At 64.1% G+C, this 23,247-nt stretch carries 19 protein-coding genes; 7 read left to right on the top strand and 12 right to left on the bottom strand.

Going from position 1 to position 23,247, the window contains the following annotated elements; genetic code table 11:
• Positions 1-4: 4 nt before the first annotated feature.
• Positions 5-619 (bottom strand): TetR/AcrR family transcriptional regulator, encoded by a 615-nt coding sequence (locus tag IAE33_RS20090; protein WP_201164808.1) that lies wholly within the window; start codon positions 617-619, stop codon positions 5-7.
• A gap of 83 nt (positions 620-702) precedes the next feature.
• Between IAE33_RS20090 and IAE33_RS20085 the strand changes: the two genes are divergently transcribed.
• A complete protein-coding gene (locus tag IAE33_RS20085) occupies positions 703-2,154 on the top strand; it encodes an efflux transporter outer membrane subunit (RefSeq protein WP_201164807.1) in 1,452 nt (483 codons plus the stop codon).
• Positions 2,155-2,331: 177 nt separating this feature from the next.
• Here the strand turns inward: IAE33_RS20085 and IAE33_RS20080 are convergent, their stop codons facing one another.
• The 4 genes from IAE33_RS20080 to IAE33_RS20065 all read right to left on the bottom strand — a co-directional run bounded on the left by IAE33_RS20080 (position 2,332) and on the right by IAE33_RS20065 (position 5,996).
• Positions 2,332-3,300, bottom strand: a complete 969-nt coding sequence (locus IAE33_RS20080) for an SDR family NAD(P)-dependent oxidoreductase (RefSeq protein ID WP_201164806.1) — start codon at positions 3,298-3,300, stop codon at positions 2,332-2,334.
• A gap of 79 nt (positions 3,301-3,379) precedes the next feature.
• Entirely contained in the window at positions 3,380-4,177 is a 798-nt protein-coding gene (locus tag IAE33_RS20075; protein WP_201164805.1) for an enoyl-CoA hydratase/isomerase family protein, read from the bottom strand.
• Between the two features lie 62 nt (positions 4,178-4,239).
• A complete protein-coding gene (locus IAE33_RS20070; protein WP_201164804.1) occupies positions 4,240-5,169 on the bottom strand; it encodes an NmrA family NAD(P)-binding protein in 930 nt (309 codons plus the stop codon).
• 35 nt (positions 5,170-5,204) lie between these two features.
• Positions 5,205-5,996: an IclR family transcriptional regulator gene (locus IAE33_RS20065; RefSeq protein WP_201164803.1), complete on the bottom strand. Its 792-nt coding sequence runs from the start codon at positions 5,994-5,996 to the stop codon at positions 5,205-5,207.
• Between the two features lie 92 nt (positions 5,997-6,088).
• On the opposite strand from IAE33_RS20065, the gene IAE33_RS20060 reads away from it, so the two are divergent.
• Complete coding sequence (locus tag IAE33_RS20060) at positions 6,089-6,865, top strand: SDR family NAD(P)-dependent oxidoreductase (protein WP_201164802.1); 777 nt, start codon at positions 6,089-6,091, stop codon at positions 6,863-6,865.
• A 33-nt stretch (positions 6,866-6,898) separates the two neighbouring features.
• Here the strand turns inward: IAE33_RS20060 and IAE33_RS20055 are convergent, their stop codons facing one another.
• From IAE33_RS20055 to IAE33_RS20030, 6 genes are all read right to left on the bottom strand, one after another.
• Entirely contained in the window at positions 6,899-8,248 is a 1,350-nt protein-coding gene (locus tag IAE33_RS20055; RefSeq protein ID WP_201164801.1) for an MFS transporter, read from the bottom strand.
• Positions 8,238-10,637, bottom strand: a complete 2,400-nt coding sequence (locus IAE33_RS20050; RefSeq protein WP_201164800.1) for an efflux RND transporter permease subunit — start codon at positions 10,635-10,637, stop codon at positions 8,238-8,240. The genes IAE33_RS20055 and IAE33_RS20050 overlap by 11 nt, the downstream gene beginning before the upstream one ends.
• A gap of 11 nt (positions 10,638-10,648) precedes the next feature.
• Positions 10,649-11,740 (bottom strand): YCF48-related protein, encoded by a 1,092-nt coding sequence (locus IAE33_RS20045; protein WP_201164799.1) that lies wholly within the window; start codon positions 11,738-11,740, stop codon positions 10,649-10,651.
• A 62-nt stretch (positions 11,741-11,802) separates the two neighbouring features.
• A complete protein-coding gene (locus tag IAE33_RS20040) occupies positions 11,803-13,179 on the bottom strand; it encodes a DUF1329 domain-containing protein (protein WP_201164798.1) in 1,377 nt (458 codons plus the stop codon).
• A 26-nt stretch (positions 13,180-13,205) separates the two neighbouring features.
• Positions 13,206-14,807 carry a DUF1302 domain-containing protein gene (locus tag IAE33_RS20035; protein ID WP_201164797.1) on the bottom strand — a complete coding sequence of 534 codons (1,602 nt, stop codon included), beginning with the start codon at positions 14,805-14,807 and terminating at the stop codon, positions 13,206-13,208.
• 455 nt (positions 14,808-15,262) lie between these two features.
• Positions 15,263-16,057: an IclR family transcriptional regulator gene (locus tag IAE33_RS20030; protein ID WP_201164796.1), complete on the bottom strand. Its 795-nt coding sequence runs from the start codon at positions 16,055-16,057 to the stop codon at positions 15,263-15,265.
• Positions 16,058-16,401: 344 nt separating this feature from the next.
• On the opposite strand from IAE33_RS20030, the gene IAE33_RS20025 reads away from it, so the two are divergent.
• The 5 genes from IAE33_RS20025 to ltrA all read left to right on the top strand — a co-directional run bounded on the left by IAE33_RS20025 (position 16,402) and on the right by ltrA (position 21,647).
• Complete coding sequence (locus IAE33_RS20025) at positions 16,402-17,316, top strand: SDR family NAD(P)-dependent oxidoreductase (RefSeq protein ID WP_201164795.1); 915 nt, start codon at positions 16,402-16,404, stop codon at positions 17,314-17,316.
• Between the two features lie 126 nt (positions 17,317-17,442).
• Positions 17,443-18,642 (top strand): cytochrome P450, encoded by a 1,200-nt coding sequence (locus IAE33_RS20020; protein ID WP_201164794.1) that lies wholly within the window; start codon positions 17,443-17,445, stop codon positions 18,640-18,642.
• A 17-nt stretch (positions 18,643-18,659) separates the two neighbouring features.
• Positions 18,660-18,824: a rubredoxin gene (locus IAE33_RS20015; protein WP_201164793.1), complete on the top strand. Its 165-nt coding sequence runs from the start codon at positions 18,660-18,662 to the stop codon at positions 18,822-18,824.
• Between the two features lie 46 nt (positions 18,825-18,870).
• The gene (locus tag IAE33_RS20010; protein ID WP_201164792.1) at positions 18,871-19,665 is read left to right on the top strand and encodes an enoyl-CoA hydratase/isomerase family protein; all 795 of its coding nucleotides are present in this window, start codon (positions 18,871-18,873) and stop codon (positions 19,663-19,665) included.
• A 614-nt stretch (positions 19,666-20,279) separates the two neighbouring features.
• The gene (ltrA, locus tag IAE33_RS20005) at positions 20,280-21,647 is read left to right on the top strand and encodes a group II intron reverse transcriptase/maturase (RefSeq protein WP_201164791.1); all 1,368 of its coding nucleotides are present in this window, start codon (positions 20,280-20,282) and stop codon (positions 21,645-21,647) included.
• 822 nt (positions 21,648-22,469) lie between these two features.
• On the opposite strand, the gene IAE33_RS20000 is transcribed toward ltrA, so the two are convergent.
• Positions 22,470-23,247 (bottom strand): group II intron maturase-specific domain-containing protein (locus tag IAE33_RS20000; RefSeq protein ID WP_268933272.1); only part of this gene is annotated, 778 nt, incomplete at its 5' end.

Genomic DNA, 23,247 nt, shown 5'->3' with positions numbered 1-23,247 from the left:
AATCTCAAGGCGCGAGACTTCTGAGTATCAACGCTGGCAGTTGAGTGATCGCGTCCTGCAGCGTGTCCAGGTTGTGCTGCAGCAGCGCGGCATTCACGTAAGGCCGCATGATCAGGAAAATGCCCAGGGTCGACTCGTCCAGCGGGGTCTTGCGCTCGAATTCCCCGGTGTCGCGCCCCTGTGCAAGGATCTGCTGAATGATCTGGCTGATGGTGGCTTCATGGGCTTTGACCGACGACCACTGGTCGCGCGATGCCACGGCAGCTATGTCGTAGAGCTTGCGGTCGTGAAAGAAAAGATCGGAGCCACCCTCGGCAACGGCCCGGAACAGGCGCCTTAGCTTTTCGGAGGCGGTGGGCGCATCGCCGGTCGCGGCCTCGATACGCTGCCTGATCAGCGCTAGTCGGCTGGAACAGATCACCTCGCCGATGGCTTGCTTGGATTCGAAGAACTTGTAGATGTAGGCCTTCGAAAAGCCGATCGCCTTGGCCAGGTCAGAGACCGTGGTCTTGTCATAGCCATAGTGGGCGAAGTGCTCCATGGCCGCCTGGATGATCTGATCCCTCACGTCGTGGTCAGCAGGCCCCCGCGCCGGCGAGGGTGGAGAAGATTTAGTCATTCTTGAAACATCCTGGAACTGATTGACAGTTTGTGACCAAAATATAATATAGTCACAACCCTTCTTGGTCTACGAGAATCATCATGCTGTCCTATCGAACACTTGCTCTGTTGTTGAGCTCCAGTCTCACAGCAGGGTGCATGGTTGGCCCGGATTATAAACAGCCAGAGGTTGCGCTGGCCGATCATTACATCACCGCCGCGCAGGTGAATGCTGTCAGTGGTATCCCGCCCGTCAACCTGGATACTTGGTGGGAAGGCTTTGCAGACCCTGTGTTGACCAGGCTTGTGAGCCAGGCGCTGGAGCAGAACCTGGAGTTGGCGCAGGCACAGGCCCGAGTCGTTCAGGCCCGCGCTGTGCTGGGGACCGCTAACGCCGCCCTGGTGCCGTCGGCAGCGATTGATGGCCAGGCTACTCGCGCGCGCCAGTCGGTGGGAACGCCGCTGGGGCAGGTGCTGAATTCGACGCCCGGCTATGACCGCTATGGCAACAGTTATGAACTCGAATTGGGGGCAAGTTGGGAAGTCGACCTGTTTGGCGGGCTGCGCCGTGACCGGGAAGCGGCCTTTGGCGAGTACCAGGCGTCTGCAGCGGGCGCGGTTGCAACGCGCCTGGCAGTTGCTGCGCAAACCGCAGATATCTACACCACGGTAAGGGGGCTGCAAGCGCGCCTGTCTATCGCGCAGAAGCAGGTGCAAGCGCAACAGGACCTTCTGGCCAAAGTCGGCCTGCTCAACCGTAAAGGCGTGGCGGCCGATTTCGAGGTTCGTCAAACCGAAGGTGAGCTGGCGCAGGTCGAGGCGACTGTACCGGTACTGCGCGCGGGCCTGGAGGGTGCGCTGAATGCCCTGGACGTCATGCTGGGGACTGCGCCGGGTACCCATCGAGCGTTGATGGCAACTGCCTCGCCCATTCCAGAGGTGCCTGCGCTTGCGCAAATCGGCGCACCGGCTGATCTGCTCCGCCGTCGTCCCGATCTGATCGCTGCCGAACGCAGGTTGATGTCTACGAACGCCATGATTGGCAGTGCGATCAGCGAGTACTACCCCAAGTTCTCGTTAGGCGCCATGATCGGCAGCGCCTCGACTTCGACAGGAGCGCTGTTCAGCGGCGATGCCAACCAGTCAGCAGTTTTGCTCGGCCTGAGGTGGCGACTATTCGACTTTGGCCGCATCAATGCACAGATAGACCAGGCCAAAGGGCGCGAAGCTGAAGCGCTGGCCTTCTATAGGCAATCGGTATTGAGCGCTTCGCAAGACGTTGAAACCGCTTTGTCTGCATTGGTCAACCGCCAGGCGCAGGCACAGACACTGAAAAGCGGTGAGGTGTCACTGCAGCGTGCTCGTCGGTCGTCCTTTGTAGCCTTCGAGAATGGTGCAGCAAGCCTGATCAACGTGTTGAACGCCGATCAGCAGTTGCTCCGGGCGTCGGACTTGCGAGCAGTCGCTCAAACCGAAGCAGCGCGCGCTGCAATCGCTACCTACCGCGCTCTGGGCGGTGGATGGTCACTTAATTCAGAAATGGCACAGCGATAAGCTGATCGCTCAGACGGTATCGCTGCCGCCCCTCCGAATAGATCCGTTGATGCGGGACTATCGAATGTGGCTCCTGCATCGGGTATGTGACGCACAGTGACCTTTATTCGTTGTGTTCGAACTACCCCAGGTCCATCAGTGTGCGGCAGTCGCGGCAGGTGATGTGATTGTCTTGGATCACCGACTTGTACCACGCTCACGTTTCACGGCAGCCAGCATTTCGGCAAACTCAGGGTTAATCGAAGCTATCCCTGCCGACAGCCGTGCACCCGACTGGTCCGAACTTCTCGGTACGCTGTAACCCGCCTCATCAAGGATGCCCGGCAATGCCTCGAGCAAACCCTCTGGGGACATTGCCTCCAGGCTGAAGGTGGCACCGGCTGTCTCTCCCACGAACACCCGCGAAACGAATCCGCCTCCACAATGGAACATCTCGCCTGTGACAGGGCAGTCGACATGGGCCAGCAACATCACGAGGTTGCTGACCATGACCGGCGGGGCAAAACGCTCCATGATCGACGGTATGCCCTGTGCTTTCGACTGGTCGGTAAAGGCGACCGGGCCCACCAGGTTGACCTTGATGCCTTGCGGGTCACCTTCTGTCGCGAGCACCTTGGTCATGCCGATAAGCGCGCTTTTGGCAACGCTGTAGGCCTGGTCGCGGCGGCGACCGAACATTCCGGCACCCGAACCGGTGATGACGATACGGCCCTGCCCTTGACGCTGCATGTGTGGCCAGGCCGCATGGGCGACATTCCAGCCGCCGGTGACGTTGACGCGCATGATGCGTTCAAGGTCATCCACGTTGCTGGCCTCGAACGGGCCAAGGTCGGCGTAGGTGCTCGCGTTGTGGATCAGGACATCGAGCCGGCCCCATTGCGCGATGATCGCCTCCATCATCTTCGCCACTTGCGCACGCTCCCCGATGTCACAGCATGCCGCCATGGCGTGTCCGCCGGCAGCGTGAATCTGCGCAACTACCGCATCGGCAGGAGCGGAATCTCCACCGTGCTCACCGCGGCCATCCACACCGTAGTCATTGATCACCACGCAAGCGCCACGTTCGGCGAGGGACATCGCGTGCTGTCGTCTAATACCGCGTCCGGCCCCGGTGATCAGAACGACTTTTCCATGGAAATCCAGCATGTCGATTTCATCCTTCGCAATCCAGCGGTTGTTGGTTTGATGGGGTCGAACGGCATTCGGATTGAGCGCTGCGCCCGCCTCAGTCGGCCTGCCTGCGCTTCTGCTGCTCGATGAAACGGCTGGCGATGGCGTGGTGCTCCGTGCTCATGGTCGCGGCCAGCTGGCGGCCAAGGGTCGCATCGAGCATCTGGGCGGCGGAGCGATGCAGGTGCAGGTTCATCAGCTTCTTGGTCTCGCGCAGGGCCTGTGCGGGCTGCTTGAGCAACTTGCTGGCGAGGGCCCTGGCTTCGTCCAGCAACTGCTCCGGCGCCACCACCCGGTTGGCCAGGCCGAATTCGACAGCCTGCCGGGCACTGATGCGGTCGCCGGTGAAGATCAGTTCCTTGGCCCGCAGCAGGCTGGTGTAGAGCGGCCAGGACACTGAAATGCCGTCGCCCACCACCAGGCCGATATTGATATGCGGCTCGGCCATGAACGCGTCATCGGCCATCAGCACGATGTCGCAGAGCGTGGCCAGGGTGGCGCCCCAGCCGACCGCAGGACCGTTCACCGCGGCGATGATCGGGATCGGCAGGTCGATGAAGCCATGGATGGTGCGCCTGGCGTTCTCCTGCATGGCGCGGGCGAAGTCGGCATCGTCCAGGGTCCTGACGAAATGGTTCATGTCGCCCCCGGCGCTGAAGGCCCGACCGGCGCCGGTCAGGATGGCGACCCTGGCCTCCGGGTCCTCGGCCAAGGCGCTGAATAGCCTGGGGAAGGCGAACAGCATCTCGCTGGTCGACGCATTCAGGTCGTCCGGCCGGTCAAGGGTGATGAGGCGCAGGCCGCCTTCGGCCGTGACCCGGATGCCGTCCGGCAGGTCGTAGAAATTGCTCATGGGCACTCGCTCTTGTTGTTATGGGGCGTGCGTTGATCCAGCGTCGTCGCAGCCACCTGGGATCAATCGATGCGAATGCGCCCCTGGTGTCGCTCGACCCACTGGGCGAACGGCGTCAGCGCCAGGCCTTCGGCGCCCAGCATCGCGTTGAGCCGGGCAATGTCCGCGCGGTAGCCGACGGCGTTGGTCCATTCCTGCGAGCGGACCCAGCCGTGGAACAGGCCGGCCTCGATCGCCTGTGCCGGGCTGACCGAGCGTGCGCTCACCGGTTTGCCCAGCACCTGCGCCAGGGTGGCGGCAACCTCGTCCATGGTCAGTGCCTCGGCCGCCAGGTCGATGTTCTTGTGGGAGAAGGTGGTCGGCGCGGCGAACGCTGCGCGAGCCAGCGCGCCGACGTCGTCGGCGGCGATCAGTTGCATGCGCGTGGCGGGTTCCAGGGCCGTGAGGATCGTCCCCTGCTGCAGATGGGGGAACATGTGGCGGGCCTTGGGCAGGGCGAAGTTGTCCATCATGAAAGCCGGTTTCAGCACGGTCCAGTGCGTGAAGCCGGCAGTGCGCACGGCTTCCTCCACGTCCCACTTGTCGGTCCAGTATTTCTGCCACCAGTAGCCGCTTTCCCAGCGGGGGAAGGCGGTGTGCTTGCCCGCTTCGCAGACGGAGGTATGGACGAAGTGATCCACGCCGGCCGCCCTGGCGAGCTCGACCAGGGCGAAGCCGTGGCGACGTTCCGAGTCCGTGCCCCTGGCATCGGGCACCTGCACCGAAAACACGCCATGAACGCCCTGCAGGGCATTGGCCAGTGAGGCGGCATCGTCCAGGTCGCCTGCCGCGGCTTCGGCGCCTGCATCGATCAGCGCCCGTGCCGCAGGGCCGTCCGGATCACGGGTGAAGATGCGCACGCGCCACCCGGCCTCCAACAGTTCACGGGCGGCTGCACCGCCCTGGGCACCGGTTGCGCCGGTGACAAGAATCAGGGGTCGTTGGGTTGCCATGTGGAGCTCCTTGCAGGTGATGGAAGTGTCGGGGATCAGTCCGCGGCGATCGTCAGTTGGCGCGCCAGCGCAGCCAGTTCGGGCCCTACGGTCATGAGCTTTTCCAGTGGCCACTCAGCCGCCAGGCCGGAAGCCGATAGGGCATACACCGTGCCGCTGCGCAGCGAGCGGATGGGCACCGCGATGGCGTTCAGGTGTTCATGGATGACGCCGATGCTGGTGATGAAACCGTGCTGCAGGTACTGCTCGGTGGCCTTGTCCAGTTGCTGGCGGATGGCGGGCAGGGCGCCAGGGTCATGCCGCTCCAGGGCCTCCAGCACATCCTCGCGCTGCTGGCTGTCGTAGCCGGCGAAGCAGGCCCAGCCCGTGGGCGCGATGGAAAACGGCCGGCGCGCGCCGACCGGGTCGTTCATGTAGACGAAGTCACCGTGGGTACGCTGCAGGTAGAGCATGTCCAGGCCGTCGCGAACCGCCAGCGACATGCCCATGCGCCGGGTGTCCGTCAGCGCCTGCATGTGCGGCAGGGCTATTTTCGGCAGCTCCTGGCGGACCAGGGCGGCGTAGCCCAGGGCCAGCGCGGGCAGGCCAAGCGCCATGCGGTTGTTTTCACCGGCACAGACGATGAAGCCCTCCTTGCTCAGGGTGTGGCACAAGCGCCAGATCGTCGGCTGCGGCAGGCCGGTCATGCGCACGATCTCCTGCGGCGTCAGCTCCGGTTTTTCATGGGTGAAGCAGCGCAGGATCTGCAGGCCACGGGCCAGTGCGGTGACGTACTGGCGGTCCTTTTCCTGGTCGGCGGGGGTGTCTTTCGCAACGGGTGTAGTCATGGCGTGTGCTCGTCGAAGATTTTCGGAGTATATTCGAAATTCACTGTGTGGATACTAAATTCGTACTGCGAATAAAAATAAAAGAGTGTGAAATGGTTTCGTCTTCCTTGTTCGACCTGCGGGGCAAAGTGGCAATTATCACCGGTTCCAGCCGTGGCCTGGGGCTGGCCAGTGCAATGGGCATGGCGGAACACGGTGCGAAGGTGGTCATTTCCGGGCGCAAGGCCCAAGCGTGCGAAGCGGCGGTGGCGCAGATCCGCGATGCCGGCGGCGAGGCCATGGCCGTGCCATGCAATATCGGGCGCAAGGAGGAAGTTCAGCACCTGGTCGACAGCGCCGTGGATGCCTGGGGGCGGGTGGACATCGTGATGGCCAATGCCGCGATCCACCCTTGGGTAGGCTCGGTGCTCGAGCTACCGGAAGAAACCTTCGACAAGTTCATGCAGGTCAACGTCCAGAGCAGCATCTGGCTGGCGCAGATGACAGTGCCGGGCATGCTCGAGCGCGGCTATGGACGCTTCATCGTGGTGGCCTCCATCGTCGGCCTGCTGGGTGACCGCATGACCGGCACCTATGGCTTGACCAAGGCCGCCGATATGCAACTGGTCCGCAACCTGGCCAACGAATTCGCCTGCAAGGGGGTGACGGCCAATTGCATCGCCCCCGGCACCTTCAAGACCGAGATGGCCCGCTCGCAGTGGGAGGATCCGGCCATGGTCGAGTGGTACCGGGGGCGCAACCCGTCCCAGCGCTTCGGCGAAGTGGACGAGCTGGCCGGGTTGGCCGTGCTGCTGGCATCGCCGTCCGGTGGCTACATCAACGGCCAGACCATCGCGGTCGATGGCGGCCACACCGTCTCCTTCCGTTGAGCCAGGCCGGGGCCGGATCCATGCCGGCCGGCCTCAGGCGGCCGGCTGGTTTTCCTCCACCGCCCGGCTCATCGCGGCCCGGCCCAGTTGCAGGACCAGGGCCGCGAGCGGGCAGGCGATGGCGAACAGCAGCGCCAGGGAATTGCCCAGCTTCGCGTCGTCGGCGAACAGGAAGTCGGTGAAGGCCGCGACCACCGAGGGGCCGGCACCGATGCCCAGCAGGATCATCACGAACAGGTAGATCGACGACAGCCGCCCGCGCAAGTGCGCCGGCGCGGCGAGTTGCAGCGCTGCCGCCGAGATCCCCATGATCGGGCTGACCAGCACCTGGGCAATGAAGAACGCCGCGAGGAACACGTAGGGGTCGCCCCAGAGCATGCCGGCGACCACCACCGGGCAGGCGATCAGGCTGGTGATGCTGAAAAGGCGCAGATGCGCGTCACGCTTGCCTTTCGCCACCTGGGCGTCGATCAGTTGCCCGCACAGCACGGCGCCGATGACGCCGCCGAGGGTCCCGACCACGCCGAGCCAGGTGCCGATCTGCCCGGGCGACCAGGCGAAGGTCCTGGCCAGGTAGGTCGGCGCCCACAGCGCCAGGCCGGTCACCGCCATCACGCAGAGGGTGAAGCCGCCGTGGTGGCAGAGGAAGAAGGTGCGGTGCCGGCGCAGGTAGCCCAGCACCTCGCCGACCACATCCCGGCTTTGCCTTGGCGTACCCGCCGTGCGCCGGCGCCCCGGGTCCTTGAAGGTGAAGACCAGCAGGCCCAGCAGTATCCCCGGCAAGCCGATCACCACGAACACCATCTGCCATGAACGGATCTCGCCGAGTATCGGCAGCAGGACGACGTCGTGCGCGGCGACCAGTTCGACGATCAATCCGCCCATCAGGTACGCCATGCCGGTGCCGAACAGCGAGCCCAGGGAGTAGACCGCCAGCGCAGTGGTCAGACGGTGCGCGGGAAAGCTGTCGGCCATCAGCGAATAGGCCGCCGGGCTCAGGGCCGCTTCGCCGGCGCCCACGCCGATGCGTGCCAGGAACAGCTGCCAGTAGCTGTGCGCGGCGCCGCAGAACACGGTAGCCAGGGTCCAGACGGTGACCCCGCCGAAGATCACCCAGCGGCGGCTGAAGCGGTCGACCAGCCAACCCAGCGGCAGCCCGCAGACGGCATAGAAGGCGCCGAAGGCGAAGCCCTGGAGCAGCGACAGCTCGAAGTCGCTGATGCCCAGGTCGCGGCGGATCGGCGCGACCAGCAGGGAAATCACCAGGCGATCCAGCAGGGACAGCCAGTACAGCAAGAACAGCACGCCGGTCATGTACCAGGCCAGCGCCGGGCGCGGGTAGTTCTGCAGCCCCTGGGCAGGGGGGATGGATTCAAGCTTCATGATTCGGGCTCCGCAGCAGGAAGCAGGAAAGGGCAGGGATGAGCAGCAAGGCGCCAAGCATGTTCCACAGCAGCATGAAGGTCAGAAGGATACCCATGTCGGCCTGGAACTTGATCGGTGACCAGGCCCAGGTGATGACCCCCGCCGCCAGCGTCACGCCGACCAGCGCCACCACCTTGCCGGTGAAGGACAGGGCGTGGCGATAGGCGTCCGCCAGGGAGGCGCCCTTGCGCATGTGTTCCAGTTGCACGCTGAGCAGGTACAGCGCGTAGTCGACGCCGATGCCGACGCCCAGGGCGATCACCGGCAGCGTGGCGACCTTGACGCCGATGCCGAGGGCGACCATCAACGCCTCGCAGAGGATCGAGGTGATCAGCAGCGGGACGATGGCCACCACCACCGCGCGCCAGCTTCTGAAGGTGACCAGGCACAGCGCCGCGACCGCCAGGTAGACCAGCACCAGCATGGTCCGGTTGGCGTCCCGCACGACGATGTTGGTGACCGCATCGATCCCGGCGGAGCCGGCGACGGGCAGGAATTCCAGCCCCGGCGCGTCATGCTCGCGGGCAAAGGCTTCGCTGGCCTTGAGCACCCGGTCCAGGGTCGCCGCCTTGTGGTCGCTCAGGTACGCGACCACCGGAATCACCGAGCAGTCCGGGTTCACCAGCTCCGGGTTGGCCTCCTGCGCGCGCAGCAGCGAGGTGTTGACCAGCGCCTGGTTGTGGCTGACGGTGATCCACTTGGGCGAGGCCTCGAACAGCGCCGAGGACATCCGCGCCACCGCGCCCGCCATGGACACGGTGGCCTGCACCCCGGGCACCTGCAGCAGCGCCCAGTCCAGCCGGTCGATCTCCATCTGCACCTGCCACTTCTCGCACTCCCCGGGGGGCGTCTTGACGATGACCGCGAACTGGTCGCTGGACAGCCCGTAGTGGGCATTGATGTAGGCGGTGTCGCGGTTGTAGGTGGAGTCGGCGCGCAATTCCGGGGCGCCGGCGTCGAGGTCGCCGATCTGCAGGTGCAGGCTGACCATGAAGCCGGCGACGGCCAGGGCAGCGGCAACGACCAGGGCGACTGCCGCCAGGCGCGGTTCGGTGAAGCGCACCAGGGCTTCGCGCAGGCGCGAGGGTGGCATGGCGCCGGCGGCGACCGGCCGGGCCGCCGACGTGCCGACGCCCAGGTAGGAGAGCAGGATCGGCAGCAGGATCAGGTTGGTGAACACCAGCACGGCGACCCCGATGCTGGCGGTGAGCGCCAGGTCCTGGATCACCGGGATATCGATCACCATCAGCACGGCGAAGCCCACCACGTCCGCCATCAGCGCGGTCAGGCCGGCGAGGAACAGGCGGCGGAAGGTGTAGCGCGCGGCCACGTACTTGTGCGTGCCCCGGGCGACGTCCTGCATGATCCCGTTCATCTTCTGCGCGCCGTGGGACACCCCGATGGCGAAGACCAGGAACGGCACCAGCACGGAATAGGGATCAAGGGAGAAGCCCAGCAGACGGACGATGCCGAGCTGCCAGGCGACCGCGATCAGCGAGCAGCCCACCACCAGCACGGTGCTGCGCACGCACCGCGTGTAGGCGAACAGCACGAGGATGGCGATGGCCGCGGCGACCGCGAAGTAGGACATGATCTGGTGCAACCCGGCGATCAGGTCGCCGACCAGCTTGCCGAAGCCGATGATGTGGATGCGCACCTTGCCGGGATGATCGCCCTCGTTCGCCAGCGCCCGCAGGCTTTCCAGCTGTTGCTGGAGGGCACCGTAGTCGATGGGCTGGCCGGTATCGGCGTATTTCTCCAGCACCGGCGCGACGATCATGGTGGAGCGCTGGTCATTGGCGACCAGGGTGCCGAGCAACCCGGCCCGGCCGATGTTGGCGCGCAGGCCGGCGATCGAGGCGGCGCTGCCATCGTAGGTATCGGGCATCACCGGGCCGCCGCGGAAGCCTTCCTCGGTCACCTCCGTCCAGCGCACGGCGGGCATCCAGATCGACTTGACGAAGGGCCGGTTGATGCCCGGCGTCAGGAACAGCGCGTCGTTGACCCGGCGCAGCACCTCCAGGTACTGCGGGTCATATATGTCGCCGTCGGTGTTCTCCACCACCACCCGCAGGTTGTTGCCCAGGCCGCTCAGCTCGGCCTTGTTCTGCAGGTAGTTGCGGATGTAGGGGTGGGACTGGGGGATGAGGTTTTCGAAGCCTGCGTTCACCCCGAGCCGGCTGGCGTGCAGCGCGAAGAACAGGGTCAGCGCGCTGCACAGCACGATGATCGGCAGGCGATGGTTGAACAGCAGGCGCTCCAGCCATGAGCCTGAGCGCGTATCGAACAGCTCCGGGCTGCCGATGACCGGGGCGTCCTTCGAGGGATCGGTTTCAAAGTGGGTCATGCCTGGGTTCCCTAGCGGCTTGCCGCGTCGGCGGCGAGGTCGAACAGCCGGACGCCAGCGGCACCGACCGCCACGGCGGTGGCGTCCTGGCCGGTGGCGATGCCATAGAGTGGTTGGGTGGAGTCGACGGGCACGGCGCGAAAATGCCCGACGCTGGCGTCGTCGCTGAGCAACAGGCGGCCCTCGGCCGTCACCAGGACCACCCGGCCGTCCGCCAGGCTGGCGCCGGCGTTGAGGGTGCCCTGGGTCCCGGTGTCGACCCGGGTCCAGCTGGCGCCCTGGTCATGGCTCGCGTAGGCCGTGCCGCGCAGGCCGAACAGCAGCATCAGGTCTGGCCGCGCCAGCAGGCCGAACCAGGTGCCGCCGTAGGGCGTCTGGATGGCCTCGAAGCGGCCGGTCGCCGGATTCTCGTGGAGCAGCAGGCCCTGTTCTCCGACGAGGTAGGCCTGCCTGTCGAGCAGGCGAACCGCGTTCAGGTGCAAGGCGGACGGGTTGTCCGCCCGGTCGGACAGCACTTGCCAGTGCGCACCCGCGTCGGTCGTCATCAGGATCAGGTTGTAGGCGCCCACGGCGTAACCGGTCTGCTCATCGATGAAGGCGACATCGAGGAACGGCCGTCCCGGCCCCTCGTCCTTGAACCGTTCGGCATCCTGCAACGCCAGGTGGGCGCCGGGTTCCGTCTCGCTCGCCTGGGCGGCGAGCGGTGTCCAGTGGGCGATCAGCAGGTCGGCCAGGCGCCGGCCGTCCAGTTGCGTTTCCCAACTGCGGCCGCCGTCCAGGCTGCGCAGGATCACGCCGCCGTGGCCGACGGCCCAGCCGTGTTCGCCGGAGGGAAAACTGACCGCCACCAGGTCGACGGAGACCGGTACCTTGGCCTGATGCCAGGCGTGCGCATCGTCCGACCAGAGCACGTGGCCGCGCCGTCCCACCGCCACCCAGCGTCCGCCTGGCGTGCGGGTCACGCCGACCAGCAGGCTGGTGCCGGCCTTGTCGCTGTGCAGGGCGGGGGTGTCGAGCGGGTCGCGGAACAGCGTGTCGGCGCTCGCCGCGCAGGCGCAGCAAGCCACTACCAGCGCCACCAGGGCTTGATAGATAAATCCCATGTGAATGACCTTCCAAGGGCGCGCCAGCCGGGTGTCCGGGTGGCGCGCGTTCGCCAGGTGGATTAACGGCCGCTACGGGCCTGCAGGGCTTCCGGGGTGAAGGTGGAGGGCGGGAAGGGCTTGTCCATGACCCGCCAGCCGAACTTCAGGTCGGCGTAGTTCTGCGAGAACGAGTACACGCCGGTGGCCAGGTCGTAGGCCCAGTAGGTCCGGGACATCGGCACCTGCTTGTCGTAGAGCTGGCTCATGCCCATGTGCAAGCCCTTGTAGAGTTTCCCCGCGCCGTCGTACTCGTCGCTGACGCCGGCGCCCGACCAGTCCTCGTCGAAGTAGTAGACCCGCTTGCTGTAGACATGGCGCAGGCCCGGTTTCAGGGTGCCCTCGACCACCCAGACGCGGTGCAGCTCCCAGCGCACGGCATCGGGATTGACATGGTTGGGCGTCAGCGCCTGGTCGGAATGGACCTTGAAGCTCAGGTCATAGATGTTGTACGGGATGTACAGCTCGCGCTTGCCCACCAGCTTCCAGTCGAAACGGTCCAGCTTGCCGGTGTACAGCTCGGCATCGTCGTAGGTCGTTACCCCGCCCTGGGAGGCGATGGGGGTGTCGTAGGCGATATCGGGGCTGAGCCGCACGCGGCGGGTGCTGGCCGAATAGGCATAGGCCCGGCGCGGCATGGCATTCATGTCGATGGTGTCGTAGTACATGGTGGCATCGCCCACGCTGCGGGCTGGACCTGTGAAGTTGTAGGCGTTCTGGAAGATGAAGGCATCGTTCTTCTTGAGGCTCTCGGCCGTTGCCGCCGGGTTGTGGAAGGTGAAGTTCCTCGACAGCTTGATTTCGCCGGAGTTGATCCGCTTGCCGTTGCTGTCCACATAGAAGTTGCGCATGTGGTCTTCGGCGGCGACGCCGTTGAAGCGCGCCATGTGGTTCCACATGACTTCGTAGCCGGTCTTCGGGATCGGGAACGGAATGCCGCCGATCGCCCCCGCCAGGGTGTTGCCGTCCGCCGACAGCGAGGCCTTGGTGGCGTTGTCGCGGGTCTTGTCGAGGATGTACTGCGGGTAGGCGACGCTTCGGTGGGTCGGATAGATGTCCAGGCGGTAGCTTGGATAGCGCTGCAGCATCACCTTGGTCGCTTCACTGAGCTTGTCGGCGTACTCGGCCATGTTGGCCGCGGTGATGCTGTACAGCGGTTTCTCTTGTGCATAGGGGTTGATCCACTTGCCGGAGTCCTTGACGAACCCTGGCGGATTGGTCGACGTCGGCAAGCCGCCGTCGTACGCCGGGATGGTGCCGGCGGCATTGGCCGCCTGCTCGGCGCCGAAGGCCGTCAGGTTCTTGCCCAGTTGCGCGGCTTCGTCCGGGCTGACGGCGGCAAGCGTGGAGCCCGCGCAGAGGGTGGTCAGCGCACAGGCGAACAGTTTGGATGTGAACATGGAATATCCCCGTGGACGTCAGCGAATCAGAAGGTGGTCTGGTAGGTCAGCGAGACCCAGGCCTTGTCGAGGTAGGGCGGGCCCAGGACCAGGTTTCGCGAGTCACTGTGCTTCTGGTCGTAGTAGGTCACGGCCAGGTCGATGAAATGCACCGCATAGGCTTCGGCCGAGATGCCGATCTTGGCGGTGGTCAGGCCTTCGCTGCCGCCGCCATTGGTCGGTGCGTTGCCGCTGAGGTTGCGCGAGAGGAACATCGGCAGTTTCAGGTCGATGCTCGGGAACACCTGGGTCCACACCGGGGTGAAGGACAGCGATGCGCTGTAGAAGTCATCGTCGGAGCAGCCGCGCAGCCTGGCATCTTCGCCGCAACCGGCGTTGTAGCCCTTGGCCCGGTAGGCCGCGGCGTTGTCGGTCACCTTGTCCAGCCGGGCCCAGGACAGCTCGCCCGACAGGCTGGCAGAGTCGAACACGGCGGTGTCGCCGTAGGTCTGCACGGCGTTGAGCACCGCATGCCAGGTCGAGCCCCTGGCGCCTTCGAGGCGGTGGGCCTGGTCTGCCGCGGCGCCGCTGCTGTTGAGCGGCATGTTTTCCCGGTAGGACAGCTCGGCGCCCACCGACAGCCCGCCGATGTTGGAGCTGACACTCAGGCCGTAGAGATCGATGTCCTTGGCGTACACCGCCCGGGCCAGCCCGGTGGACGCGTCGATCTGCGAGGCCCAGGCGGATTTTTCGTCGAAGCGACGGTAGTAGGCGCCCAGGGTGCCGTCGAACCAGTCGGGCCGCCAGCGCAACGACAGGCCGTAGTCTCCACTGTCGCCATCGATCGACTTGCCGCGGCCGACGTTCGGGCCTTCGAGAATGCTGTCGGAACCGGCGAAGTAGGTGCCGCCTTCGGCGATGCGGTTGGGTTTCCAGTCGAACAGGTACTGGGCGGCCAGGACGAACTGATCGTTCAACTGCACCATGGTCGAGACCTGGTTGATCGGCAGCGCGGTCTCCTTGGCCGAGGCGCCGGGGTTCGCGGTGGTCTTGCGCAGGTCGCTCGGGGCCTGGGCGTAGGAAATGGCGTTGGTACTGCCGAACAGCGCTTCACCCCAGATCACCGCGTGCTGGCCGGCGCGGATATCCATGGGCAGGCCCGCCGGCTCGAAGCGGCCGTAGACGTAGGCGTCGAGGAACTCGCCGGAAGGGCCGGCGTAGTAACGCTTGACCACGTCGCTGTAGTGGTTGTCGGCATAGCTGCTGCCGCCAGGCACCCGTGCCGGGTCCTTGCCGTCGTAGGCCTGGTCGTACCAGGCCGCGGCACTCAGCCGTGCGCCATACTTGTTCTGATAGTTGAGGTCGACCTCGGACAGCAGGTCCAGGCGATTGGTGATGGTGTCGTAGCGGTCGAAGGCGGCGTTGCTTTGGTCGAAGGCGCCGCCACTGGCCCGATTGACCAGATGGCTCTGCTTCTGCAGGCGCATCCCCCAGTTGTACCTGACGGTGTTGTCCCAACGCAGGTGAAAGTCCGACTCACCCAGATCGATGTCGAATCCGTATGCCTGGCCCGCGGCCAGTAAAGCGGTAGCCATGGCGAGCAAGCGCGGTGAGGCGGCCACTCGTCCTGAAGGCACTCTGATCATCATTTACAAACCTTTGTTAATTATTGTTGGTGAGGTTTGTCCGCTATGGACGTGCTGTGGAAAGAACACGATGCGTGCCGCCAGGGTCCGCCCTGGCCGGATAGATCTCCCAAGTAGCCAAGATTTCGTTCATATATATGAACATAGTTCTGTTTTTAATCTAGCACGGCTTTTTTGGCTTCGAAAAGAGCGTTCCAGGCAAATTCCCGGGGGCGCGGCGTTAAGCCGTTGACATCATTGGAAATGTTTTTTGCCGCGTGACAGGACGCCGCGCTGCTGGAGCGGGGAATGGCGGAAAGGGCGGCAGGCGTCGCCGTCGCTAAGCGGCGGGATTGGCTCGATCGTGATCAGGCGAAATGCCTGGGAGCGCAGGAGGAGTCGGTGTATCGCTAGGCCGCCCGGCCGTTACCTGGAGACGTCAGGTTCTCGAAGGCAACGACCGCGTCGGGGGCTGCTCGTCAGTTGTTCAACTGGCCGGATGCGTCGGAAGCGGCCTCGACCAGCACGGCGCGCAGCTCGTTGAGCTTGTGCTGCATGCGTTCGGCCGGCGCGGCGATCACCAGGGCCGCCGCCACCGAGCCGTCGGTGTCGAATACCGGGACGGCGATACCGGCCGCGCCTTCGCTCAGCTCGCTGATGCTGATGGACACGCCGCTGTCGCGGATTTCCTTGAGCTGTTTCTTCAGCGTGTTGCGGTCGGTGACCGTACGCCAGGTCATGGCCTTGAGCTTGGCGGTCTTGAGGTAGTGCTCCTGGACCTTCTCGTCCTGGTAGGCGAGTAGCAGACGGCCGGGGGCAGTGCAGTGCAGGGGGCGCGGCGCACCCAGCGGCGAGACGTAGCGCACCGGATTCTGCGAGTCGATGCCATCGATGTGGGTGACCATCTGCGATTCGACATCGATCACCGACAGGTACACGCTCTCACCGGTTTTCGAGGCCAGTTCCTCGAGGTAGGGGCGCATCAGTTTCGGGAAATTGCGCGTCGCCAGGATATTGCCGGCCAGCCGGTAGATGAAGGGGCCGAGGCGGTAGCGGTTGTTGCCGTGGCTCAGGTAACCCTCGGCGACCAGCGGCCGCAGCAGGGTCAACAGGCTGCTTTTGGGGGTTTCGAGGGTGCTGCTCAGTTCCGCGAGCGACATGCCATCACCGGCCTTGGCCAGTACTTCGAACAGTCCGAGGATGCGGGTCACCGAGCGAGGGCCCAGCGGAGGTGTCGTTTCTACGGCATCCACGTCGTTTTCCCTGTTTTTCATGAAATATCCCAATGTTTGAGAAGGGCGGGAATAAAGGGTCGCGTCCATCGCTGGCGCGAATGTCGTGCAGTATATCAAATGACGTTTAGAATTTATCGTCTAGTAATTGCATTCCGCTGCCCTGCCAGCCAGTGAAGCCCGGGTAGATCCATCCAGTCCCCGAACGGACCCCACGACCCGTCAGGCACCTGCGGGGTTGATCTTCATGCTAGCAGCTGTTTTTATATGGGAACAGCGTTCATGATTATGATCGCGGATTGCTGCTTTCCGTCAGCGTAGTAGACGGGCTTGCGGCAGAGCGTCGTCCGTTCGGACGGTGTATCTCTTGATCGAGGGGCTTTGAGATGGGTTCGATGGTTGAAGGCAAGGTGGTCCTGGTAACGGGGGCCGGTGGCGGTATCGGGCGCGACATCGCCCTGCAGATGGCGCAGCAGGGCGCGAAGGTCGTGGTCAACGACGTCGGCGCCTCGGTTTCGGGCGAAGGGGTCGATGTCGGCCCGGCCCAGCGCGTGGTCGACGAGATCCTGTCGGCCGGCGGCCAGGCGGTGGCCAACACCGACAGCGTGTCCGACCCGGCCGCCGCCGCGCGCATGGTCGAGCAGGCGGTGCAGCAGTTCGGCCGGATCGACTGCGTGGTGAACAACGCCGGCATCCTGCGCGATCGCTTTTTCCACAAGATGACGGCCGAAGAGTTCGACGCCGTGCTCAAGGTCCACCTCTACGGTTCCTTCTACGTCAGCCGCGCGGCGGTGAACTACTTCAAGGAACAGGAGGCGGGCTGTTTCGTCCACATGACCTCCACCTCGGGCCTGATCGGCAACCTCGGCCAGGCCAACTACAACGCCGCCAAGCTGGGGATCATGGCGCTGTCCAAGTCGATCGCCCTGGACATGCAGAAATTCAACGTGCGTTCCAATTGCGTGGCGCCGTTCGCCTACAGCCGGATGATCGGCGCGATCCCGACCGACACTCCGGAGCAGCAGGCCCGGGTCGAGAAGATCAAGCAGATGACCCCGGCCAAGATCGCCCCGATCTGCGTCTACCTGGCCAGTGACCGGGCGGCGGAGGTCAATGCCCAGGTGTTCGCGGTGCGCAACAACGAAATCTTCCTGATGAGCCAGCCGCGGCCGATCCGTTCGGTGCAGCGCTCCGAGGGCTGGACCGCGGAAAGCCTGGCCGAGCACGGCATGCCGGCGCTCAAGGGCTCGTTCATCCCGGTCGAACGCTCCGGCGAAGTCTTCACCTGGGACCCGGTCTGAGCCCGTGCGGGCCGTCGCGAGATCAGCCCCCGGGTTGATTCATGACGGCTCGTGTTATACAAAAATGCGAACGATGTTCCTAAAACAACAATAAGAGGGAAATGATTTCCCTCCATGGAGCCTGCAATGAGCTATCCCGCACACTGGGTCGTTCCCGGCCATGTCCCCGCGGACCGCGTGGTGGACTTCGACTTCATGCACCCACCCGGTGCCGAAACCGACGTCCACGCCGCCTGGAAGACCCTGCACGACGGCCCGGACGTGGTCTGGTCGCCCTATAACGGTGGTCACTGGATCGCCACCCGGGCCCAGGACATCGAGACGATCCAGAAGGATGCGGCGCGTTTCTCCCATGCCCGGGTCACCGTGCCGCGCAGCGAGGACGTGCAACTGGTACCCCTGGAGCTGGATCCGCCGGAGCACGCGGCGTACCGGACGCTGATCACCCCGTCCTTCCTGCCCCAGGCCATCGCCTCGATGGAGGAGGATGTGCGGGCGCTGACCATCGAACTGATCGAAGGCTTCAAGGCCCGTGGCGAATGCGAGTTCGTCGGCGAATTCGCCAAGATGCTGCCGATCGTCATCTTCCTGCGCCTGGTGGACCTGCCCCAGGACGACCGCCTGCAATTGCTGGAAATGGCCGAGCTGTCGGTGCGGGGCGACCTGCAGGAACGCCAGCGCTCCCAGGGCATGCTGATGGGCTATATCGGCAAGTGGGTGGAGGAACGCACCCGCAACCCGGGCGATGACCTGATCAGCCTGATCGTCAACGCCAGGATCGACGGGCAGCCGATTTCCCCCGAGCGCATGTTCGGGATGATGATCGTCGTGCTGTTCGGCGGCCTGGACACCGTCGCTGCCATGATGAGCTTCATCTGCCGCTTCCTTGCCGAACATCCCATCGAGCGCCGGCGCCTGGCGGCGGAGCCCGAGCTGATCCTCACCGCCGTCGACGAACTGATCCGCCGCCACGGCGTGACCAACACCGCCCGGGTGGTGGTGGAAGACACGGCGTTCAACGGCGTGCAGCTCAAGCAGGGCGACCAGATCCAGGTGCCCAACGCCCTGTTCGGCCTGGACGAGCGGCGTTTCGCCAACCCGATGGACATCGACCTGGGCCGCAAGCCGGTGGTGCATGCCGCCTTCGGCAACGGTCCGCACCGCTGCCCGGGCTCGTTCCTCGCACGCACTGAAATCAAGGTGTTCCTGCAGGAATGGCTCAAGCGCATTCCCGAATTCGAGATCAAGGCGGGTGAGCAACCGCGCTGTGCCTCCGGCATGGTCAACGGCATGCTCCACCTGCCTTTGCAATGGCACGTGGCCTGACGCCCGGGGAGCGAGCGATGAAGAAGTGGCAGTGTTTTTTCTGTGGATTCATCTACGACGAAGCCGAGGGCTGGCCCGATGAAGGCATCCCGGCAGGCACCCGCTGGGAGGACGTCCCCGACGACTGGGCGTGCCCCGAATGCGGTGCGGCCAAGGGCGATTTCCAGATGGTCGAGATCTGAGCCGCGGCAAGTGCCGTAAACCCTATAACGTGGAACGAGGCAACTGATGGACTTTTCCAACTACCAGGCGCTCAAGCTCGAGCGCGACAACGGCGTACTGACGATCACGCTCAACCGTCCCGAAACGCTCAATGCGATCGACGACGACATGGACAAGGAACTGGCCCGCGTGTTCATCGACGCCGGCCATGACCCGCTGACCCGGGTGATCATCTTTACCGGCGCGGGGCGTGCCTTCAGCGCGGGCGGCGACATCGAGGAAATGCAGCGGGTCATCGACGAGCCGCAGCGTTTCGTCGACAGCATGCGTCGCGGCAAGCAGATCGTGTTCTCCATGCTCGACTGCCAGAAGCCGATCATCGCCAAGATCAACGGCCACGCCATCGGGCTCGGCGCGACCCTGGCCCTGTTCAGCGACATTTCCTATGCCGCGCTGCCAGCGAAGATCGGCGACCCGCACGTGGCCGTCGGCTTCGTCGCCGGTGATGGCGGGGCGGCCATCTGGCCGCAACTGGTCGGCTACGCCAAGGCCAAGGAATTCCTGTTGACGGGGGACCTGCTGACCGCCGAACAGGCCGAGCGCATCGGCCTGATCAACTATGCGGTGGCGCCGGAGGAGCTCGATGGCCGGGTGCAGGAGCTGGCCAGCCGCCTGGCCAATGGCGCGGCCAACGCCATCCAGTGGACCAAGGCGTCGATCAATATTGCCTTGAAGCAGGTGGTCACCTCGGTGATCGATGCTTCGCTGGCGTACGAGGCGCTGTCCAACCAGACTGCGGACCATCAGGAAGCGGTCAACGCCTTCCGTGAGAAGCGCAAGCCGGTGTTCAAGGGCTGCTGATTTCGTAGCTGTCCGGGAGCCTGCTTCGGCAGGCTTTTTTCTTTGGGGGCGAGGGGCGGGTACCTGGAAGCCTCAACCCAGGTCCCGCGAAGAGCCGAAAAAAAGGTTCTTCACGGAATTTCGGGGTTGCAGGGGGCTTTCGGCACCGGCACCGGCACCGGCACCGGCACCGCGAGCTTATCCATTGCGGGCGGTGGCGCCACCGGCCCCTTCCGCCTTTACGGCGGGTCCATTGTGCGCCCGGCATGGGCGCCATCCTAGGGGTGAAAGTCCCCTCGTGAGCTGGCCACAGTGAGCGAAGTGAAGCGCAACTGCAGAAGGGCGACCGACTGTGGGGAGGAAGCGTGGAGCATAAACCTCGAGCCGAGGTACACGAATCGCATTCGAGGCGGATCCGGTCAGGGCGAGCAGCCAATGTCCTGCGAAGCCCTTGTGGCCTAGAGGCCGGATACGTAAATGCGGCGGTTGTGAGGTGAAGGATGGCGTTCTTACCCGGGGAGATCTCGCCTCATGTCTGAAAGGACGACGGTGTGAGCCGGAGCGAGAAGTCAGCAGAGGCCATAGTAGCCGCGATGTTGCGGCAAAGGGCTGAACGAGAAGGAAAGTGGTTCGACATGACGATACAACAGGCCATGCAACAGATGCCCGGTGAGCCGGAGCGGGAGGCAGTGGCGAAGGGTGAATCCCCAGGCCACGCCTCCAGCGTTGAAGCCCGTTGTCCGCGTCCTGACCCGAGCCTCACAGGTTCGAGGCTGCTGGAAGCAGCGCTCGACAGAGGAAATCTACTGCTTGCCCTCAAGCAGGTGCGGTCGAATAAAGGTGTTGCCGGTGTAGACGGTCTGACGATCGACGAAACCGTGCAGCAGCTGAAAACGACGTGGCCAGCAATACGAGCCCAGCTTCTGGCGGGTGACTATCGGCCGGCGCCTGTGCGCAGGGTGCTTATCCCCAAACCTGGCGGAGGCGAGCGCAAGCTCGGCATTCCTACGGTTACGGACAGACTCATTCAACAAGCGCTGTTGCAGGTACTCCAGCCATTGCTGGATCCCGGCTTCAGCGATCACAGCTATGGATTTCGCCCCGGACGCAGTGCCCAGCAAGCTGTTCTTGCAGCGCAGCAGCATATCCAATTGGGCCGTCAGGTCGTGGTAGATGTCGATCTGGAGCAATTCTTCGACTGCGTGAACCACGACCTGCTGATCGCCCGTCTGGGCAAGAAGGTGAGTGATCGGCGCATCCTGCGTTTGATCAGGGCCTACTTGAACTGCGGGGCACGGATCGGACAGGACATAGTCGTCAGCAGGCAGGGGACACCGCAAGGTGGCCCGCTCTCACCTCTGTTGGCGAATGTGGTGTTGGACGAGGTGGACAAGGCACTGGAGAAACGAGGCCACTGTTTTGTCAGATACGCAGACGACTGCAACGTTTACGTTCGCAGCCCCAAAGCCGGCCAGCGGGTGATGGCAATGCTCCGACGCCTTTACAGCCGTCTTGGGTTGCGCGTGAACGAAAGCAAGAGTGCGGTTGCCAGTGCATTTGGCCGGAAATTTCTCGGGTATGGCTTCTGGCTCACTCCTGACGGAAAGATACGGAGATGGGTCGCAAGCAAGGCCATACAGGCCTTCAAGCAACGAATCCGGAAACTGACAGCGCGTAATAGCGGGCGGAGCCTGGAGCAGGTGATCGAAGGGCTTAGGCCTTATCTACGGGGTTGGAAAGCGTACTTCTGTCTGTCGCAAACCACAGCGATGTGGGAGCGACTGGATGGCTGGATACGCCGACGACTCAGGGCCTTGCAGCTCAAGCAGTGGAGAACCGGCAAAACTATCTATCGTGAATTGCGCAAGCTAGGGGCGCCCCCTGAACGTGCGGCACAGATTGCGGCTGATAGCCACCGTATTTGGCACAACAGTGCTGGTTTCATTCATGGAATCCTTACGGTGGTATGGTTTGACCGGTTGGGACTTCCCAGGCTCTGTTGACCTGGATATCTCGAACCGCCCGGTGCGGACCCGCATGCCGGGTGGTGTGGCAGGGGCGCGGCCAGATGGTCGCCCCCTATGCCGATTTGATGCGGCAAAATGGACGAAAACCGCCCGCTCCCACAGCCGGCCCTACGCTTCGCTTCGGGTCCCCTCCTTCCGGTGCCTTGCGGGGGCTCCGCGGCCTACGACTTGCTGCGCAAGTCTTCATCTCGCGTCTTCGGCTACGCCGAAGGGTGCTGCGCACCTGCCCCCTCCAGACACCTCCACTCGGCCGGCCGAAGTCGCAATTTCCTGCTCCTGAAAGTCCGCGCACTGAAGAGCAAGAGCGCCTGGATCGTCTCGGGTTACCGATGCCGCTGTCGTTTTCAAACATGGGTCTTTCGTGTCGCCGCCCGTAACTCGCGACGTCAGGAGGCCGAGCGGAGGTGTCTGCCGGGGCTGTGCGCAGCACCTTCGGCGCAGCCGAAAACGCGAGGTGAAGACTTGCGAAGCAAGTCGTAGGCCGCGTAGCCCCGGCAGGCACCGGAGGGAGGGGACCCGGAGCGCAGCGGAGGGCCGGATGCAGGAGCAAGCGGTTTTCGTCTATTTTGCCAAGACAAAATAGACCCGCCGTAAAGGCGGAAGGGGCCGGCGGCGTCACCGTCCGCAATGGATAAGCTCGCGACACCGACACCGACACCGACACCGACACCGACACCGACACCGACACCGACACCCAACCCCAAGCTTCCCGGGATTGCGTGAAGAAATCGAGTAGGAGGCGGGCTCACACCCGCCGTCCTCTCACACCACCGTACGTACGGTTCCGTATACGGCGGTTCAGGTTATACGGCTAAGCCGGTTTATCGTATCCAGTATCGAGACAAGTCCAAGTCGATCCCATAGTTTCTTCGGCAGCGCCTGATTCATATGCGACGCCCCCGAGTTCCACCATGGGCCACGACCATTGAACGCCGATTTACAGGCTCGCGCTTCGCCCAACCCCAAGCGCATCAGGTTGCGCGCCCTCGTGAAGGGCCGCTTCCATTGACGCCAGATGACACAGCGAAGTTTGTGCCTGATCCACCCGTCCAATTCCTCAAGGGCGCGTTTGCCCTGACTGAGCTTGAAGTAGCTCGCCCAGCCCCGTAGCACGGGGTTCAGCCACTCGATGATGTAGGTCACCTTGCAGCCTCGCGCCCCCCGCAGCAGTTCCTTGAGCTTACCGCGCAAGCGGCTAAGACTCATCGTCGCCACTCTCAGCCTAGGCTGTTTATGCCAGCTCATCCCATAACCCAGGTAGTCGCACTTCCACGCGCTTGCCACTTGGCTCTTCTTCCTGTTCAACGCCAGTTTCAAGCGTTCTCTCAGGAAGCGCTCGACGCTGACCAACACCCGCTCGCCGGCCCGATGACTGCGTACATAGATGTTCGCATCATCGGCATAGCGTACGAAGCGATGGCCCCGCCGCTCCAATTCACGGTCCAGTTCATCGAGCAGGATGTTCGACAGCAACGGCGAGAGCGGGCCGCCTTGCGGCGTCCCCTCCTGCCGTTGGCTGACGATCCCGCCCGTCATGACCCCAGCCTCCAGATAGCGGCGAATGAGCCTGAGCACC

Origin of the sequence: Pseudomonas sp. S60 (assembly GCF_016647865.1) — a bacterium.
Classification (GTDB): Bacteria; Pseudomonadota; Gammaproteobacteria; order Pseudomonadales; family Pseudomonadaceae; genus Aquipseudomonas; species Aquipseudomonas parafulva.
The sequence above is the reverse complement of the archived record's forward strand: the minus strand, read 5'-3'. Positions and strand labels throughout refer to the sequence as shown.

Coding starts and splice junctions, on each gene's coding strand:
- IAE33_RS20070 (WP_201164804.1), bottom strand. CDS start 5,169: ATGGCAACCCAACGACCCCTGATTCTTGTCACCGGCGCAACCGGTGCC.
- ltrA (WP_201164791.1), top strand. CDS start 20,280: ATGACGATACAACAGGCCATGCAACAGATGCCCGGTGAGCCGGAGCGG.
- IAE33_RS20085 (WP_201164807.1), top strand. CDS start 703: ATGCTGTCCTATCGAACACTTGCTCTGTTGTTGAGCTCCAGTCTCACA.
- IAE33_RS20050 (WP_201164800.1), bottom strand. CDS start 10,637: ATGACCCACTTTGAAACCGATCCCTCGAAGGACGCCCCGGTCATCGGC.
- IAE33_RS20015 (WP_201164793.1), top strand. CDS start 18,660: ATGAAGAAGTGGCAGTGTTTTTTCTGTGGATTCATCTACGACGAAGCC.
- IAE33_RS20045 (WP_201164799.1), bottom strand. CDS start 11,740: ATGGGATTTATCTATCAAGCCCTGGTGGCGCTGGTAGTGGCTTGCTGC.
- IAE33_RS20055 (WP_201164801.1), bottom strand. CDS start 8,248: ATGAAGCTTGAATCCATCCCCCCTGCCCAGGGGCTGCAGAACTACCCG.
- IAE33_RS20025 (WP_201164795.1), top strand. CDS start 16,402: ATGGGTTCGATGGTTGAAGGCAAGGTGGTCCTGGTAACGGGGGCCGGT.
- IAE33_RS20060 (WP_201164802.1), top strand. CDS start 6,089: ATGGTTTCGTCTTCCTTGTTCGACCTGCGGGGCAAAGTGGCAATTATC.
- IAE33_RS20040 (WP_201164798.1), bottom strand. CDS start 13,179: ATGTTCACATCCAAACTGTTCGCCTGTGCGCTGACCACCCTCTGCGCG.
- IAE33_RS20090 (WP_201164808.1), bottom strand. CDS start 619: ATGACTAAATCTTCTCCACCCTCGCCGGCGCGGGGGCCTGCTGACCAC.
- IAE33_RS20065 (WP_201164803.1), bottom strand. CDS start 5,996: ATGACTACACCCGTTGCGAAAGACACCCCCGCCGACCAGGAAAAGGAC.
- IAE33_RS20035 (WP_201164797.1), bottom strand. CDS start 14,807: ATGATGATCAGAGTGCCTTCAGGACGAGTGGCCGCCTCACCGCGCTTG.
- IAE33_RS20080 (WP_201164806.1), bottom strand. CDS start 3,300: ATGCTGGATTTCCATGGAAAAGTCGTTCTGATCACCGGGGCCGGACGC.
- IAE33_RS20020 (WP_201164794.1), top strand. CDS start 17,443: ATGAGCTATCCCGCACACTGGGTCGTTCCCGGCCATGTCCCCGCGGAC.
- IAE33_RS20010 (WP_201164792.1), top strand. CDS start 18,871: ATGGACTTTTCCAACTACCAGGCGCTCAAGCTCGAGCGCGACAACGGC.
- IAE33_RS20075 (WP_201164805.1), bottom strand. CDS start 4,177: ATGAGCAATTTCTACGACCTGCCGGACGGCATCCGGGTCACGGCCGAA.
- IAE33_RS20030 (WP_201164796.1), bottom strand. CDS start 16,057: ATGAAAAACAGGGAAAACGACGTGGATGCCGTAGAAACGACACCTCCG.